We start from the raw sequence: 13,765 nt of genomic DNA on the forward strand, positions 1-13,765 counted from the left end.
GGCCAGGGCACCCGCGGAGCGGGCTGGGCCCGGCCGCTGGGTGCGTCCCCCTCGAGGGGGAAGGCGCGAAGCGACTCAGGGGGTGCTTCATATGACACTGTCCCACGGCGCCGACAGCCGCACCGCGGCGTTGATCAGGCCGACCATGGAGTAGGTCTGCGGGAAGTTGCCCCACATCTCGCCGGTGACCGGGTGCGTGTCCTCCGACAGCAGGCCCAGCGGGTTGCGCCGCGCCAGCATGGTCTCGAAGATCTCGCGCGCCTGCGCCTTGCGGCCGATGCGCGCCAGCGCGTCGATGCGCCAGAAGGTGCAGATGTTGAAGGCGGTCTCGGGCCGGCCGAAGTCGTCGGGCGCCTCGTAGCGGCGCATGTAGGGGCCGTCGCACAGCGTCTGCTCGAGCGCCTCCACCGTGGCCAGGAAGCGGGCGTCGTGCGGGTCGATGAAGCCGACCTCGGCCATCAGCAGCACGCTGGCGTCGAGGTCGCTGCCGCCGAAGCTCTCGGCGAAGGCCTGGCGCGGCTCGCTCCAGGCCTCCTGCAGGATGCGCGTGCGGATGGTGTCGGCGCGCTGGCGCCAGTGCAGGATGCGCTCGGGCAGGGCCAGCGTGGCCGCCACCTTGGCCAGCCGGTCGCAGGCGGCCCAGCTCATCAGCGCCGACGAGGTGTGGATGCGGGTGCGCGTGCGCAGCTCCCACATGCCGGCGTCGGGCTGGTCGTACAGCGCCCAGGCCTGCTCGCCCACGGCCTCCAGGTGGATGAATTCGACGCGCCCGCCGCGGCGGAACAGCCGGTGGTCGTGGAAGGCCTGGGCCGCGCCGAGCACGATGTTGCCGTAGACGTCGTGCTGGAAATGCTCGTGCGCCTGGTTGCCCGCGCGCACCGGGCCCTGGCCGCGGTAGCCGGGCAGGTGGTCGATCACGGCCTCGTGCAGCGCCTCTTCCTGGCCGATGCCGTACAGCGGCTGGATGTGGCCGCCGCGCGAGCGCACGATCACGTTGCCGAGCCAGCGCAGGTAGTCCTCCATGGTGCCCACTTCCGACAGGCTGTTGAGAGCGCGCACCACGAAGAAGGCGTCGCGCAGCCAGCAGTAGCGGTAGTCCCAGGTGCGCCCGCTGTGCGGCGCCTCGGGGATGCTGGTGGTCATGGCCGCGACGATGGCGCCGGTGTCCTCGAACAGCGAGAGCTTGAGCGTGAGGGCGGCGCGGATCACCGCGTCCTGCCATTCGAGCGGGATCGCCAGGCGCCGCGTCCAGCTGCGCCAGTAGGTGGCGGTTTCCACCTCGAAGGCGTGGGCCGTGTCCTCGATGCCGCCGCTCAGGGTCTCGTCGGGCCCGAGGATGAAGTTCATGGCGTGGCCCGGCACGAACCAGCTCTGCGCCAGCACGTAGCTCAGCGGCGCGTCGCTGGTCACGCGCAGCACCTGGCCGGTGCCCACGTAGCGGATGTGGTGGCTGCCCTGCGTGACCACGGGCGCCTGGCGGCCCCAGTCGAAGCGCGGGCGCAGCAGCACGCGCACGCGCGGCGTGCCGGCCAGCAGCTTGACGCGCCGCACCAGCGTGAGCGGGCGGAACATGCGGTCACGGCTCATGAAGCGCGGCGCGAAGTCGGTGATCTCGATGGCCTGGCCGCGCGCGTCGTACAGCCGGGTGCGCAGGATCGCGGTGTTGGGTTCGTAGGCCTGCTCGCTGCGCGCGAAGTCCTCGATCTCGAACGACCAGTCGCTGCCCGCGTCGCCCGGGTCGAGCAGCGCGTTGAACACCGGGTCGCCGTCAAAGCGCGGCAGGCAGCACCAGACGACGCGTCCGCGCGCGTCGATCAGGGCGCTGTAGGCGCAGTTGCCGACCAGGCCGAGGTTCAGCGAGGCGGCCAGCGGGCCGGTGTCGGCCCGCGCGAGGCTGGGAATGGAGGTCATCGCAGCGCCTTTCCGGTCCGGGCCAAGGCGGCCTGGGCCAATTCATGCCGCAGCGCGGCGGCGCTGCCCAGCCGGTGCCAGGCCACGCTGGCCCCGCTGCCGATCTTCACACCGAGCCCGCCCAGGCGCTGCACGGTGCTGAAGCCCACTTCGTCGGTGAGGTCGTCGCCGGCGAACACGGGGGTGCGGCCGGCGAACGGCGGCTCGCGCAGGAAGGCCTCGATCGCCAGCCCCTTGCTGGCGCCGCCCGGCTTGGCCTCCACCACCATCTTGCCGCGCAGCAGCGTGAGCCCCGGCGAGTCGGCCACCGCGGCCTGCAGGGCCTCGAGGCACAGGTTCTCCAGCGCCGGGGCCTGACGGTAGTGCAGGGCCACCGAGCCGCGCTTGAACTCCACGCGCAGGGCCGGGTAGCTTTGGGCCAGCGCCCGGGCGGCCTGCTCCACGCGCTCCAGCGGCACGGTGGGCAGCAGCGCCAGCGCGCCGTCGGCGCCGCGCCGCTCGGCGCCGTGCACGCCGGCCGCCGGCAGGCGCAGGGGGAACAGGTAGGCGTCGATCTGCGCGATGGGCCGGCCCGAGATCACGGCCAGCGCGCCGTCCAGGTAGCCGGCCAGCGCCTCCAGGCTGTCCACCAGCCCGGCGGGCACGCGCACCGCTTCGGGCTGCGGGGCCAGATCCACCAGGGTGCCGTCGAAGTCCAGGAACAGCGCGCACGACGGACAGAGGATGTCCACGAAATTCATCCGGACCACCTTAGCAGCGCGGTGGCGCGCGGGCTAGGCCGCGGCGGCCCGTGTGCGTGTAGGACGGCGCCTACGGGGCGCCGGCGTCAGGCGGCGTAGACGCTGTCCAGCGAGCGGAAGCCCTTGATCTCGATCGGGTTGCCGAACGGGTCGCAGAAGAACATGGTCCACTGCTCGCCGGGCTGGCCCTCGAAGCGCACCTGGGGCGCCAGCACGAAGTCGGTGCCGGCTTCGGTGAGCCGCTGCGCCAGCGCCTGCCAGTCGGGCAGCGCCAGCACCAGGCCGAAGTGCGGCATCGGCACCAGCACGTCGCCCACGTGGCCGGTGCGCTCGGTCTTGAACGGCGGGCCCAGGTGCAGCGAGATCTGGTGGCTGAAAAAATCGAAATCGACCCAGGTGCCGGTGCTGCGCCCTTCGGCGCAGCCGAGCACGCCGCCATAGAAGCGGCGCGCCTGGTCGAGGTCGGTGACGTTGAAGGCCAAATGGAACAGGCTGCGGGGGCGGGCATCACTCATGCCGGCGAGCATAGCAGCGCGCTGCGTATCATGGCCGCATGATGGTTCTCGCCCCTTCCCCGCGCCGGGCGCTCGCCGCCGCACTGCTGGCGCTGTCGGCCTGGGCGGCGCAGGCACAGCCCGCGCCCACCGCGCCCACCGCCTCCGATTGCCCGCCGGCGCCGCCGGCCCTCACGCCCGAGCGCCTGCAGCAGGAGGTGCGCGCGGCGCGCGACCGTGGCCTGCTGTGGCGCGTGGAAAAAGACGGGCGCCGCTCCTGGCTCTACGGCACGCTGCACGTGGCGCGCGCCGACTGGGTGGTTCCCGGCCCCACGGTGCTGCGCGCGCTGCAGGGCAGCGACCTGCTGGCGCTGGAGCTCAATCCGCTCGATGCCGAATCGCTGCGGCCGCTGATGGCGCCGGCCGATCCCGCGATCGCGCAGCGCGTGCTCGGCCTTGCGCGGCGCGCGCGGCTGGCCACCCAGGCCGCCGCCCTGTGCCTGCCGCTGCAGGCGCTGGCCCACCAGCGGCCGGTGATGCAGGCCGTCACGCTCACGGTGCTGGCGGCGCGCCGCGAGGCGCTGTATGCCGAGTTCGCCGTCGACGCGGTGCTGGCCAGCACCGCGCAGGCGCAGCGCCAGCCCATCGTCGCGCTGGAGCAGGCCAGCGAGCAACTGGCGCTGCTGGCCGGGCGCGACGATGCCGAGGAGGGCGATCTGTTCGACAGCGCGCTCGACGAGCTGGCGTCGGGCGAGGGCGCCGAGCAGTTGCGCGCCCTGGCGCAGGCCTGGGCCGACGGCGACCTGGCGATGCTGGAGCGCTACCCGCAGTGGTGCCACTGTCTGGACACGCCGGTCGAGCGCGAGCAGATGAAGCGCCTGCTGGACGACCGCAACGCGCCGATGGCCGGCAAGATCGCCGCGCTGCACGAGGGCGGGCGCCGCGTGTTCGCGGCGGTGGGCGCACTGCACATGATCGGGCCGCAGGGCCTGCCCACGCTGCTGCGTGCGCGCGGCTTCAGCGTGACGCGCGAGCCCTGGCCGGCGGCTCCCTGATTGCTCCTGATTTGATAGCTAAAAAAGACCGCTGCACCTGGACATCCGGCACTTTTCTTTCTGAAAACACCTTTTTGGAGGCTCCCACGCCATGCCCGCCGACTACACCCGCTACCAGACCCTGAACATCACGCGCCGCGGCCCCGCGGGCGCTGTGCTGGACATCCAGATGAAGGCCCAGAACGGCAAGCTGCCCACCGCCGGGCATGAGGGCCACTGGGAGCTCAGCGAAATCTGGCGCGACGTCGGCGCCGACGACAGCGTGCGCTGCGCCGTGCTGCGCGGCGAGGGCCTGGGCTTCTCGGGCGGCGGCGACCTCGCGCTGGTGCAGGATATGGCGGACGATTTCGCCGTGCGCACCCGCGTCTGGAAGGAGGCGCGCGACCTGGTCTACAACGTCATCAACTGCGACAAGCCCATCGTCTCCGCGCTGCACGGCCCGGCCGTGGGCGCGGGCTTGGTGGCCGGGCTGCTGGCCGACATCTCCATCGCCAGCAGGACGGCGAAGATCGTGGACGGCCACACCCGCCTGGGCGTGGCTGCCGGCGACCACGCGGCCATCGTCTGGCCGCTGTTGTGCGGCATGGCCAAGGCCAAGTACTACCTGATGCTGTGCGAGCCCGTGAGCGGCGAGGAGGCCGAGCGCATCGGCCTGGTGTCGCTGGCGGTCGATGAGGCCGACCTGCTGCCCAAGGCCTACGAGGTGGCCGAGCGCCTGGCCGCCGGCAGCCAGACCGCCATCCGCTGGACCAAGTACGCGCTCAACAACTGGCTGCGCCAGGCCGGGCCGAGCTTCGATACCTCACTGGCGCTCGAATTCATGGGCTTCGGCGGGCCCGATGTGAAGGAGGGCGTAGCCTCGCTGCGGGAGCGCCGGGCGCCGAAGTTTTGAGCGTGTTCAGGGCCGGCCCCACCCGGCCTGCCTGTTGCGCCGGAGCGCGAGCCCGCGTGGGCTGCGGCCCCGGCGACGCTTCCCCAAAAAGCCGCTCCCGCCACATCCGCGATAATCCTCCCCCATGCATGTCCTGCGCAACGCCCAACTGCTCACCCGCCTCGTGCTGGTGTGGTTCGCGTTGTCCATCGGCGCGGCCATTGCCTCGCCGGTCATCAAGCCGGTGCCGATGGAGCTGGTGTGCTCGTCTTCCGGCGCGATGAAGCTGCTGGTCAAGACCGACGACGGCGTCAAGGAAGTGCGCAGCCACACGCTCGACTGCCCGCTGTGCGCCGGCACCGGGCCGCTGCCGCCCGCCGTGCAGACCACGGCCGAGCCGGCCAGCCCGCTGGCCCATGTGCTGCGCCCGATTCCCGCGGCGCACATCGCCTGGCTGACCGCGGCACCCCTGCCCGCGCGCGGGCCCCCGCTTCTCTGAACTATCAAATTCATAGCGCCTGATGACCGCTGCATGCGGACATCCGGTGGTTTTGGTTGATTTTTCGGAGTTGTTCCACCCATGCGTCTCCCACGCACGGCTGCGGCCCTGGCCGCGGTCTTTCCTCTTTCGTTCGTTGCCCCGGTGCGGGCCGCCGAGTCCCCGGCCGAACCGCCGGCGCAGACCAAGTCGCTCGGCGTCGTCACCATCCACAGCGGCCAGCCGACTTCGCTGCCCACGCAGATTCCCACCACCATGGAGGGCATCACGCGCGAGCAGATCGAGCAGACCGTCAACGCCACCGACAGCGAGGACGCGCTCAAGTACTTCCCCAGCCTGCTGGTGCGCAAGCGCTACATCGGCGACTACAACCACGCCATCCTGTCCAGCCGCGCCTCGGGCACGGGCAACAGCGCGCGCTCGGCGGTCTATGCCGACGGCATCCTGCTGTCCAACTACCTGGGCAACGGCGTCGGCGGCCTGAGTTTCCCGCCGCGCTGGGGCATGGTCACGCCCGAGGAGATCGAGCGCGTGGACGTGATGTATGGCCCGTTCTCGGCCGCCTACCCGGGCAACTCGGTGGGCGCGGTGGTGGACTACGTGACGCGCATGCCCACCAAGTTCGAGGCCCACGCGCAGATGGGGTTCACGAGCCAGCCGTTCTCGCTCTACAACACCAGCGCCACCTACCGGTCCTGGCAGACCAGCGCCTCGCTGGGCAACAGGAGCGGCGACTGGTCGTGGTGGCTCAACGTCAACCACACCGACAGCCAGGGCCAGCCGCTGACCTTCGCGACCCGGCTCGCCAGCGCCGGCACGCCGGGCGCCGGCGGCACGCCCGTGAGCGGCGCGGTGGCCGGCCTCAACAGCGCCGGCCAGCCCTGGGTCATCCTGGGCACGGGCACCCAGTACCACACGCGCCAGGACCACCTCAAGGCCAAGCTGGCCTACGACCTCACGCCCACGGTGCGCGCCACCTACACCCTGGGCTTGTGGGAGAACCGCTCGGAAGGCCGCCCGGTGTCCTACCTGCGCAACGCGGCCGGCCAGAGCGTCACCAGCGGCGGCATCAACATCAACGGCACGGCCTTCACCGGCGCGCAGGCGCTCGCGGGCGGCGACTTCGCGCTCACCAACCAGAGCAGCCTGCACCTGATGCACGGCCTGTCGGTCAAGAGCCACACCCAGGGCCGCTGGGACTGGGAGGCCGTGGCCAGCGTCTACGACTACCAGCGCGACACCCTGCGCCAGAATGCCGCCGCCAACCCCCTGCCCGGCGCCGCCGCCGGCGGCCCCGGCACGGTGGCCGACGGCAGCGGCACCGGCTGGCGCAACCTGGCGCTCAAGGGCACCTGGCGCCCGCAGGGCGTGAAGGGCGCGCACATCGTGGATTTCGGCTGGCAGCTTGACGACTACACCCTGAGCTACCTCACCTCGGGCATCGCCGCCAACTGGCAGGCCGATCCGGCCGGCGCCCTCGTCAGCAACGTGCAGGGCCGCACGCAGCTGCAAAGCCTCTGGGCGCAGGACGCCTGGGCCCTGGCCGAGCGCTGGAAGACGGTGCTGGGCCTGCGCGCCGAGCAGTGGCGGGCCTTCGACGGCGCGACGGTGTTCTCGGCCGCCAGTGCGCTGGCCTACCCGGCGCGCCGCGAAACCTATCTCTCGCCCAAGGCCGCGCTGTCCTACCAGTGGGCGCCGGACCTGGTGCTCAAGGCCTCGGCCGGCCGCGCGGTGCGCATGCCCACGGTGGGCGAGCTGTACGGCGCCACCTCCACCACCAACTCGCAGTACCTCAACGACCCGAACCTGCGGCCCGAGCGCTCGGTGACCACCGAACTCTCGGCCGAGAAGGACCTGGGCAGCGCGCTGCTGCGCCTGACCTTCTTCACCGAGGACACGCACGACTCGCTGTACTCGCAGACCACCTACGACCCGGTGGCCAACCGCAACATCAGCCGTGTGCAGAACGTGGGGCGCATCCAGACCCGGGGCCTGGAGATGGCCTACAGCGGCAGCGACGTGGGCACCAAGGGCCTGGACCTGAACGCCAGCCTCACCTATGCCGACTCCGTCATCAAGGAGAACGCCGGCTTCGTGAGCGTGCCCGGCGACACCCTGGGCAAGCAGCAGCCCAACATCCCGAAGTGGCGCGCCACCGCGCTGGCCAGCTACCGCCTCGGCGAGCGCTGGAGCGTGGCCTTCGGCGCGCGCTACAGCGGCAGCCAGTACCGCACGCTCAACAACAGCGACACCAACGGCTTCGCCTACATGGGGGTGAGCAAGTACTTCACCACCGACCTGCGCGTGCGCTATCGCATCAGCAGGCAGCTGGCCGCGAGCTTCGGCATCGACAACCTCAACAACGCCCAGTACTGGAACTTCCACCCCTACCCGCAGCGCAGCTATTCGGCCGAGCTGAAATTCGACCTCTGACAGGACGCTTCCCATGACTTCATTTGCTATCAAAACCATCGCAGCCTGCGCCCTCGCGGCGGGGACCCTGGGCGCTTTTTCCACTGCCCATGCCCACATCACGCTGGAATACCAGGTGGCGCCCGCCAACAGCAGCTACAAGGCCACCTTCAAGGTCGGCCACGGCTGCGCGGGCTCGCCGATCCGCCAGATCGTCGTCACCCTGCCGCCGGGCGTGCGCGGCGCCAAGCCCATGCCCAAGCCGGGCTGGCAGATCGAGATCGAGCGCCAGCCGGCGGCCCCGGGTGCGGCCGGCGAAGCCCGCCGCATCAGCTGGACCGCCCGCACCCGCGAAGACATGCTGCCCGATGCGTACTACGATGAGTTCGTGCTGCAGGCCCGCCTGCCCGGCCAGAGCGGCGCGCTGTACTGGCCGGTCAGCCAGGTCTGCGAGCAGGGCCGCGCCGACTGGACCGAGGTGCCCGGCCCGGGCCAGAAGCTGTCCGACCTCCAGGCCCCGGCCGCCTACCTCGAGATCCTGCCGGCCGAGGGCGGCGGCGGCCATCAGCACTGAAGCCGTGCCCCGTCCCTTTTTTTCAACTTCATTGATATCGGAGAACACCATGAAATCGACTTCCCTCCTGGCCGGCCTGGCCCTGGGCTTCGGCCTGATCGCGGGCGCCGTGGCGCAGCCGGCCGCCACCGGCATCACCGTGGACGGCGCCTGGGCGCGCGCCAGCGTGCAGGGGCAGAAAGCCTCGGGCGCCTTCATGAAGCTCACCTCGAAGGAGGCCACCCGGCTGGTGGCCGTCTCGACGCCGGTGGCCGGCGTGGCCGAGGTGCACGAGATGAAGATGGAGGGCGACGTGATGAAGATGCGTGCCCTGCCCGGGCTCGACCTGCCCGCGGGCCAGACCGTCGAGCTCAAGCCCGGCGGCTACCACGTGATGCTGATGGACCTCAAGGCGCCGCTGGCCAAGGGCACGAGCGTGCCGCTGACGCTGACCTTCAAGGATGCCAAGGGCGCCGACAGCAAGCTCGAGATCCAGGTGCCCGTGGCCACGGCGGCGCCGGGCGCGATGCCGGGCATGGGCGGCGGCATGGCCGGCCACAAGCACTGAAGGCTGGCGGGCTACTGCGGGGCCGGCGCGCCGGGCAAGGCCGGGCATCGCTCGCGCCACGAGAGCCGAATGGACCCGTGGAGTGATGGCCGCCTTGAAGGGCGCACCCGTCATCCTCCGAGAGCGTGGCCAACCGAAATCGACCCAAAGCCCGTCAACGCCGCGAGAACGCAGGCCGCCATCACCGCTCTCGCGGCGCTCGCACTCACGGGCGCAACGGATCGGCCTGTTGTCAGCACAAGCCGCCGCTGCCGACCGAATCCGAACGTCGCTGCGGCCGCGATCAGCAGCATGCACGACAGGCCGAGGAGAGGCAGGGACTCGCTCGCGTAGCCCACGCGCAGGTTGAGCACGCCGTTGAGCAACAGGCCCGAAGCCGTGCGCGTCCAGGACAGAGACGTGCGTTCCGGCTGCAGTCCTGGGTCTCTGGAGAGGGGTGGCCTCACGATTGGATCCCGATGATTGAGGCTGTGATGAGCACCGCGAGCGCGGCGCTCGTGGCGAGAACGGCCCCGGCCAGCCAGGCAAGAACGCGCGAGTGTGGGAGCGGCGACTTGTGACGCATGGCGATTTCGTTGTGCTGCCAGCGCCGGTACGCCATCACGCTCAGCATGGCCGCGAGCAGGCATAGTGCACTTGCCACGAGTACCACCAACAGGTGCGGGCGCAGCTTCGTGGAAAACTGATCCAGCAGCACGCCCGCCGCGAGGACTGCGAGTGCTGTCCGGATCCACGCAAGAAATGTGCGCTCGTTGGCGAGCGTGAAACGATAGTCGGGCTCTTCGCCCGTCGTTCGCCACTCAGGTTCGCGCGCGCGCTGCGCATCCATTCGATTGCCGGAACGAAGGTGGTTCATCTCTCGTGTTGGTTGATCATGCCGATCCATGGGGGCGTGAGGAATCGCCATGGCACGTGTCTCCTCGACCACCACGATTCAGCGGCGGCTGCCTGCTGCGGGCCAAGCTGACGATGGGCTGGACTGTCGACCTCCGCGCCGAAGACCGCTCGCCCGGGTGGCGCGAAGCATCCGGGCAGCGTCGGCCACCTTGTCGTTCGACTCCATGGCGGTCCGAAGAGGGCTGCGCGGCTTGGGGCGCCATGCCAAGCCGCGTCAAAAGTATCGCCTAGAGAAGACCGTGGATTTTCCGGGTGTCCGGGGCGCCTGGCGCTTCGGCCGGATACTCGCTCGGGTCCAATACACGGATGGTGAACGTGTCGGGATCAACCTCCACCATGGCCCCATGAGGAATCTGAGCGGTGATGTCAACGTCGAAGCCCGCCAGCATCGTGACGTCGCCCAGCGCCGCACCTTGAGCGAGGATGGTGTTGACCGTGTTGAAGACGATGGCCGACGGCACCATGTTGCGAGAGCGCATCTCGTGAAGCATCCAGGCCGTGGCGACACCGCCCTTGGCCGTGTCGAGGACGAGGATCTTGTCAACATAGGATTGGCCGACGAGCTTGTGCGCCGGCCGCGAGAAGACGCCCTGCAGCCGATTCAAGTCGTAGCGCGCGGAGAGCCCATCATGGGCGACGAGCGCCTGGCCGATGACGCGCCGACCCATCGCGTGGCGGGATTGGTATCTGGTGGTGCTCATTGCAGTTCTCCCGATTCGGCGGCACTGACGCAGGCTTGCATGGAGGCAAGCATCGGCACGTAGCCATAGCCGCCCAGAATGTTGACCAGCTTGGCGCTGTTGGTCGCCAGGCGCTTCCATCCTTTTGCCTCGCTCATTTCACGCGCATAGGACTGGTAGAAACACATCCCCGCGAGGACCGTGCCGCCCGCCTCTTCAATTGCCTTGGTGTAGCCGAAGCGATCGCAGTCCGGTTTGACCTGGGGGCTGGTGACTGCCAGCAGCGGACGCTTGAAGTTCCTGCCTTCGCAAAGCCTGGCCAGGTCTCGCAGCTCGAAGATGCTCAGCTGCGGTGCGGAGAAGACCACCACGTCGATGCCGGCATCGACCAGGTAGCTTTGCTTGAGGGCGTTCACATCGGATTCGCCGATCCGGTGGGTCACCGCCAGCTTGTCGCCGCCCACGTCGGAGAGCCGCAGGGCCTCGGGCGTGATACCCAGGAGGTGGAACAAGGCGGTCGAACCGAAGCTCGCCATTGCCGCGCCGAAGTGCTTGAGTTCGTCCGAGGTCGGAGCGGTTTCCAGGCCCTCCACCAGAGGGACTTGCCAATAGTTGTTGGAAAGCCGGCCGACGATCCCGCCCAGTGCGCCCCAGTCGTCAAGTGTGCGCGGCGTCCAGTCCGTACGGATGCGCAGCGTGGCTTGGCGATGGCTGTCAAGGTGGTATCCGTATCGTGGCGTACGGCCGGTGAGGCCGGCCGACAGCGCGGAGGGACCGCCTTCGAAATTCGAACGCGCGCCTCCCACCGAATTGGAGTAGATGACCACACCCGTGTCACCGAATGCGACATGTTCGCCGCGCGTTGCTGCCAGCACGGTCTGGTAGTTGATGCAGGTATCGGTCATGCTGACCCCGAGCCGGGTGAACGCTTCGATCGCGCGCCGCTCAAGCTCGAGCATCCAGTCCGCCTGGCCCAGGAGCGAGGCCTTCTCGAAATCCGTGCCGCGTGGATCGGTGATGGTCGGGATCCGGACTCCCGCCTCGCCCGCATCGGCCAGCTTCTCCAGCCACATGACGCCGGCCTGGCCGAGGCTTTCGGTATCGGCCATGATGTGCGCTTGCGTGACCGGTACGAAGTCCTCTGCCTTGAAGAAGCGTCCAACCTTGATCTGGTGCTCTATGGCGATCTTGGCGACACTTCCGGCTTCGCCGGCGAGCATCGCCTGCTCTTCATCGTTGAGTCTCATGCTTTCACTCCAGGGTTAGGCCAGAGGTGCGCACGGCGGCGCCCCACTTGGCAGTCTCATCCCGCTGCAACTGCGCAAGCGGTACGTTCAGGGGCTGGACACCCATATTGCCCAGGCCACGTTCGAACTCGGGGCTTTTCGTCAAGCGTTGGATCTCATTCACGAGGCGCGTGGTTACGTGAGGCGGCATCCGCGCCGGTCCATAGACCGCCCACCAGGCGACCATCTCAAAATCGGGAATGACACTCTCTGCGACCGTGGGAATGGTTGGCACGGCCGTGGCGCGTTGGCGGCTGGTGACGCCGAGAATCTTGAGCTTCCCCGCTTGCACATGGGGCAAGACCGACTGGAGCGGATCAAACATCACCTGGATCGTCCCGCCCAGAAGGTCCGTCACTGCCGGGGCGCTGCCTTTGTATGGCACATGGCGAAGCTTGATGCCCGCGCCAGAACAGAACATGGCGCCGGCGAGATGGCCTGGTGTGCCGTTGCCAGCAGACCCGTACGTCAGCGTGTCCGGTTGTGCCTTGGCTTTTGCCACGAGATCGGCAAGTGAATTGATTCCCGTCGCAGGATTCACCACGACGGCGACGGGCGCGCTGGCGACAGTCGCCAACGGTGTGAAGTCGGCAACCGGGTCGTAACCCATTTTCTTGTAGAGCGCCGGGTTGATCGCACTTGTCCCGACGGTCCCCATGAACAGCGTGTATCCATCCGGACTGGAGGCGGCCACGCTGCTGGCGCCGATGCCGCCGCCTGCTCCGCCGCGGTTGTCGATGTAGACCTGTTGGCCCAAGGAGTCGCCTAGCAGCTTGGCAAAAGGCCGCGCCACGATGTCTGTTGGCCCGCCGGCCGGAAAGGGGACGACCATGCGCAGGGGCTTGGAGGGAAAGCCTTCTGCCAAGGCCCGCCATGGTGCGAGGGCAGCCACGGCTCCCGCAGCCGCCGGAAGCTTCAGCAATAGGCGACGAAATCGATCGTTGTTCATTGTGGGGTCTCCATCGTTGGGGGTGAGGGCGTCATGACCTCTGTCAAGAAACCATGGCCGGCTGAATGGCTGACGCGAGTTGCATGGGCCCGGGGACACTCATGCGGAACGTGTAGCGCTCCGGCACGATGTAGATGCGCATGTGCTCGCACGGGGCGCCAGATACGGCGAATGAAGTTCGTTGCATCAGAAGCACGTGACTGCGTGGAGGCAGGCCCAGTTCGGCGGAGATCCTGTTTTTCGGCTTCGCGCACTGAATGGCGATGTCTGCTCGACCGATCCGAAGGCCAAGGAACTGCTGAAGGATGTCGTACACCGACAGGCGTTCCGCCCGCACTGGACCGACTGCTTCTGCTTCGGCAGGAAGGTAGGCCTCGACAACGGCAAAGGCTTCGCCGTCAACGCAGTAGCGCCTGCGCAGGCGCACTGGCAAATTGAGGCCTGTTGGCAGCTGGCCGTCGATCCGGCCTGCCGATGCAGAAAACTCCAGCAGCTCCGTCTCCGGCTCGATACCTTGCAGGCGCAAGGCCTCCTGGAACCCTTGCAGGCTGGAGAGATCCTGCTGAAACGACGCCCGCGAGACGAAGGTTCCCTTCCCCCTCCTCGACACAACCTGGCCATTGCGAGTCAGCAGCTGGATCGCTTGTCGAACCGTGACGCGGCTGATTCCGAAGTCGCTCATCAGCCTCGCTTCCGGCGGGAGTTGCTGGCCGGGGCCGTAGGTCCCGCTGGAAATCGCATCGGCAAGCCGGTTGGCCAGCTGGACATAAAGCGGGTCAGCGCTTGAGGCATCCAGCGGCTTGTCCATGGCCTGCGAACGGGAAGTGATTGGCTTGGTCATGACATGTAT

15 protein-coding genes are annotated in these 13,765 nt (G+C 68.8%); 6 read left to right on the forward strand and 9 right to left on the reverse strand.

All coding sequences use genetic code 11. The features are described 5' to 3' along the window. Window positions 1-87: 87 nt before the first annotated feature. The 3 genes from MMF98_RS15725 to MMF98_RS15735 form a co-directional block, all read right to left on the reverse strand. Complete coding sequence (locus MMF98_RS15725) at window positions 88-1,911, reverse strand: glycoside hydrolase family 15 protein (protein WP_243307568.1); 1,824 nt, start codon at window positions 1,909-1,911, stop codon at window positions 88-90. Continuing rightward, a complete protein-coding gene (gene otsB / locus MMF98_RS15730; RefSeq protein WP_243307569.1) occupies window positions 1,908-2,651 on the reverse strand; it encodes a trehalose-phosphatase in 744 nt (247 codons plus the stop codon). Before otsB ends, MMF98_RS15725 begins: the two co-directional genes overlap by 4 nt. An 86-nt stretch (window positions 2,652-2,737) precedes the next feature. Beyond that, complete coding sequence (locus MMF98_RS15735) at window positions 2,738-3,166, reverse strand: VOC family protein (protein ID WP_243307571.1); 429 nt, start codon at window positions 3,164-3,166, stop codon at window positions 2,738-2,740. Between the two features lie 38 nt (window positions 3,167-3,204). Between MMF98_RS15735 and MMF98_RS15740 the strand changes: the two genes are divergently transcribed. The 6 genes from MMF98_RS15740 (at window position 3,205) to MMF98_RS15765 (ending at window position 9,103) form a co-directional block, all read left to right on the forward strand. Continuing rightward, the gene (locus tag MMF98_RS15740) at window positions 3,205-4,200 is read left to right on the forward strand and encodes a TraB/GumN family protein (protein ID WP_243307572.1); all 996 of its coding nucleotides are present in this window, start codon (window positions 3,205-3,207) and stop codon (window positions 4,198-4,200) included. A gap of 91 nt (window positions 4,201-4,291) precedes the next feature. Further along, entirely contained in the window at window positions 4,292-5,092 is an 801-nt protein-coding gene (locus tag MMF98_RS15745) for an enoyl-CoA hydratase/isomerase family protein (protein ID WP_243307574.1), read from the forward strand. Window positions 5,093-5,216: 124 nt separating this feature from the next. Then, window positions 5,217-5,570: a DUF2946 family protein gene (locus tag MMF98_RS15750; protein WP_243307576.1), complete on the forward strand. Its 354-nt coding sequence runs from the start codon at window positions 5,217-5,219 to the stop codon at window positions 5,568-5,570. An 81-nt stretch (window positions 5,571-5,651) separates the two neighbouring features. Next, entirely contained in the window at window positions 5,652-8,003 is a 2,352-nt protein-coding gene (locus MMF98_RS15755; RefSeq protein ID WP_243307577.1) for a TonB-dependent receptor, read from the forward strand. Window positions 8,004-8,016: 13 nt separating this feature from the next. Then, window positions 8,017-8,556, forward strand: a complete 540-nt coding sequence (locus MMF98_RS15760) for a YcnI family copper-binding membrane protein (RefSeq protein WP_243307579.1) — start codon at window positions 8,017-8,019, stop codon at window positions 8,554-8,556. Window positions 8,557-8,605: 49 nt separating this feature from the next. Continuing rightward, on the forward strand, window positions 8,606-9,103 hold the full coding sequence (locus MMF98_RS15765; RefSeq protein WP_243307581.1) for a copper chaperone PCu(A)C: 498 nt from the start codon (window positions 8,606-8,608) through the stop codon (window positions 9,101-9,103). A gap of 110 nt (window positions 9,104-9,213) precedes the next feature. Here the strand turns inward: MMF98_RS15765 and MMF98_RS23810 are convergent, their stop codons facing one another. From MMF98_RS23810 to MMF98_RS15790, 6 genes are all read right to left on the reverse strand, one after another. After that, complete coding sequence (locus MMF98_RS23810) at window positions 9,214-9,549, reverse strand: DUF202 domain-containing protein (protein ID WP_423837628.1); 336 nt, start codon at window positions 9,547-9,549, stop codon at window positions 9,214-9,216. Next, a complete protein-coding gene (locus MMF98_RS15770; RefSeq protein WP_341481308.1) occupies window positions 9,546-10,010 on the reverse strand; it encodes a YidH family protein in 465 nt (154 codons plus the stop codon). Before MMF98_RS15770 ends, MMF98_RS23810 begins: the two co-directional genes overlap by 4 nt. A 217-nt stretch (window positions 10,011-10,227) precedes the next feature. Continuing rightward, complete coding sequence (locus MMF98_RS15775) at window positions 10,228-10,701, reverse strand: aconitase X swivel domain-containing protein (RefSeq protein ID WP_243307583.1); 474 nt, start codon at window positions 10,699-10,701, stop codon at window positions 10,228-10,230. Next, the gene (locus MMF98_RS15780) at window positions 10,698-11,927 is read right to left on the reverse strand and encodes an aconitase X (RefSeq protein ID WP_243307585.1); all 1,230 of its coding nucleotides are present in this window, start codon (window positions 11,925-11,927) and stop codon (window positions 10,698-10,700) included. The genes MMF98_RS15775 and MMF98_RS15780 overlap by 4 nt, the downstream gene beginning before the upstream one ends. Before the next feature lie 4 nt (window positions 11,928-11,931). Continuing rightward, window positions 11,932-12,915: a Bug family tripartite tricarboxylate transporter substrate binding protein gene (locus tag MMF98_RS15785; RefSeq protein WP_243307586.1), complete on the reverse strand. Its 984-nt coding sequence runs from the start codon at window positions 12,913-12,915 to the stop codon at window positions 11,932-11,934. A 43-nt stretch (window positions 12,916-12,958) separates the two neighbouring features. Further along, the gene (locus MMF98_RS15790; protein WP_243307588.1) at window positions 12,959-13,756 is read right to left on the reverse strand and encodes a GntR family transcriptional regulator; all 798 of its coding nucleotides are present in this window, start codon (window positions 13,754-13,756) and stop codon (window positions 12,959-12,961) included. Window positions 13,757-13,765: the final 9 nt, after the last annotated feature.

It is taken from the genome of Variovorax terrae, from assembly GCF_022809125.1.
Taxonomy (GTDB): Bacteria; Pseudomonadota; Gammaproteobacteria; order Burkholderiales; family Burkholderiaceae_C; genus Variovorax_A; species Variovorax_A terrae.

What these genes read in the sequence shown, in the direction of transcription:
- MMF98_RS15725 (WP_243307568.1), bottom strand. Translation starts at nt 1,911, where the DNA reads ATGACCTCCATTCCCAGCCTCGCGCGGGCCGACACCGGCCCGCTGGCC.
- otsB (WP_243307569.1), bottom strand. Translation starts at nt 2,651, where the DNA reads ATGAATTTCGTGGACATCCTCTGTCCGTCGTGCGCGCTGTTCCTGGAC.
- MMF98_RS15735 (WP_243307571.1), bottom strand. Translation starts at nt 3,166, where the DNA reads ATGAGTGATGCCCGCCCCCGCAGCCTGTTCCATTTGGCCTTCAACGTC.
- MMF98_RS15740 (WP_243307572.1), top strand. Translation starts at nt 3,205, where the DNA reads ATGATGGTTCTCGCCCCTTCCCCGCGCCGGGCGCTCGCCGCCGCACTG.
- MMF98_RS15745 (WP_243307574.1), top strand. Translation starts at nt 4,292, where the DNA reads ATGCCCGCCGACTACACCCGCTACCAGACCCTGAACATCACGCGCCGC.
- MMF98_RS15750 (WP_243307576.1), top strand. Translation starts at nt 5,217, where the DNA reads ATGCATGTCCTGCGCAACGCCCAACTGCTCACCCGCCTCGTGCTGGTG.
- MMF98_RS15755 (WP_243307577.1), top strand. Translation starts at nt 5,652, where the DNA reads ATGCGTCTCCCACGCACGGCTGCGGCCCTGGCCGCGGTCTTTCCTCTT.
- MMF98_RS15760 (WP_243307579.1), top strand. Translation starts at nt 8,017, where the DNA reads ATGACTTCATTTGCTATCAAAACCATCGCAGCCTGCGCCCTCGCGGCG.
- MMF98_RS15765 (WP_243307581.1), top strand. Translation starts at nt 8,606, where the DNA reads ATGAAATCGACTTCCCTCCTGGCCGGCCTGGCCCTGGGCTTCGGCCTG.
- MMF98_RS15770 (WP_341481308.1), bottom strand. Translation starts at nt 10,010, where the DNA reads ATGGCGATTCCTCACGCCCCCATGGATCGGCATGATCAACCAACACGA.
- MMF98_RS15775 (WP_243307583.1), bottom strand. Translation starts at nt 10,701, where the DNA reads ATGAGCACCACCAGATACCAATCCCGCCACGCGATGGGTCGGCGCGTC.
- MMF98_RS15780 (WP_243307585.1), bottom strand. Translation starts at nt 11,927, where the DNA reads ATGAGACTCAACGATGAAGAGCAGGCGATGCTCGCCGGCGAAGCCGGA.
- MMF98_RS15785 (WP_243307586.1), bottom strand. Translation starts at nt 12,915, where the DNA reads ATGAACAACGATCGATTTCGTCGCCTATTGCTGAAGCTTCCGGCGGCT.
- MMF98_RS15790 (WP_243307588.1), bottom strand. Translation starts at nt 13,756, where the DNA reads ATGACCAAGCCAATCACTTCCCGTTCGCAGGCCATGGACAAGCCGCTG.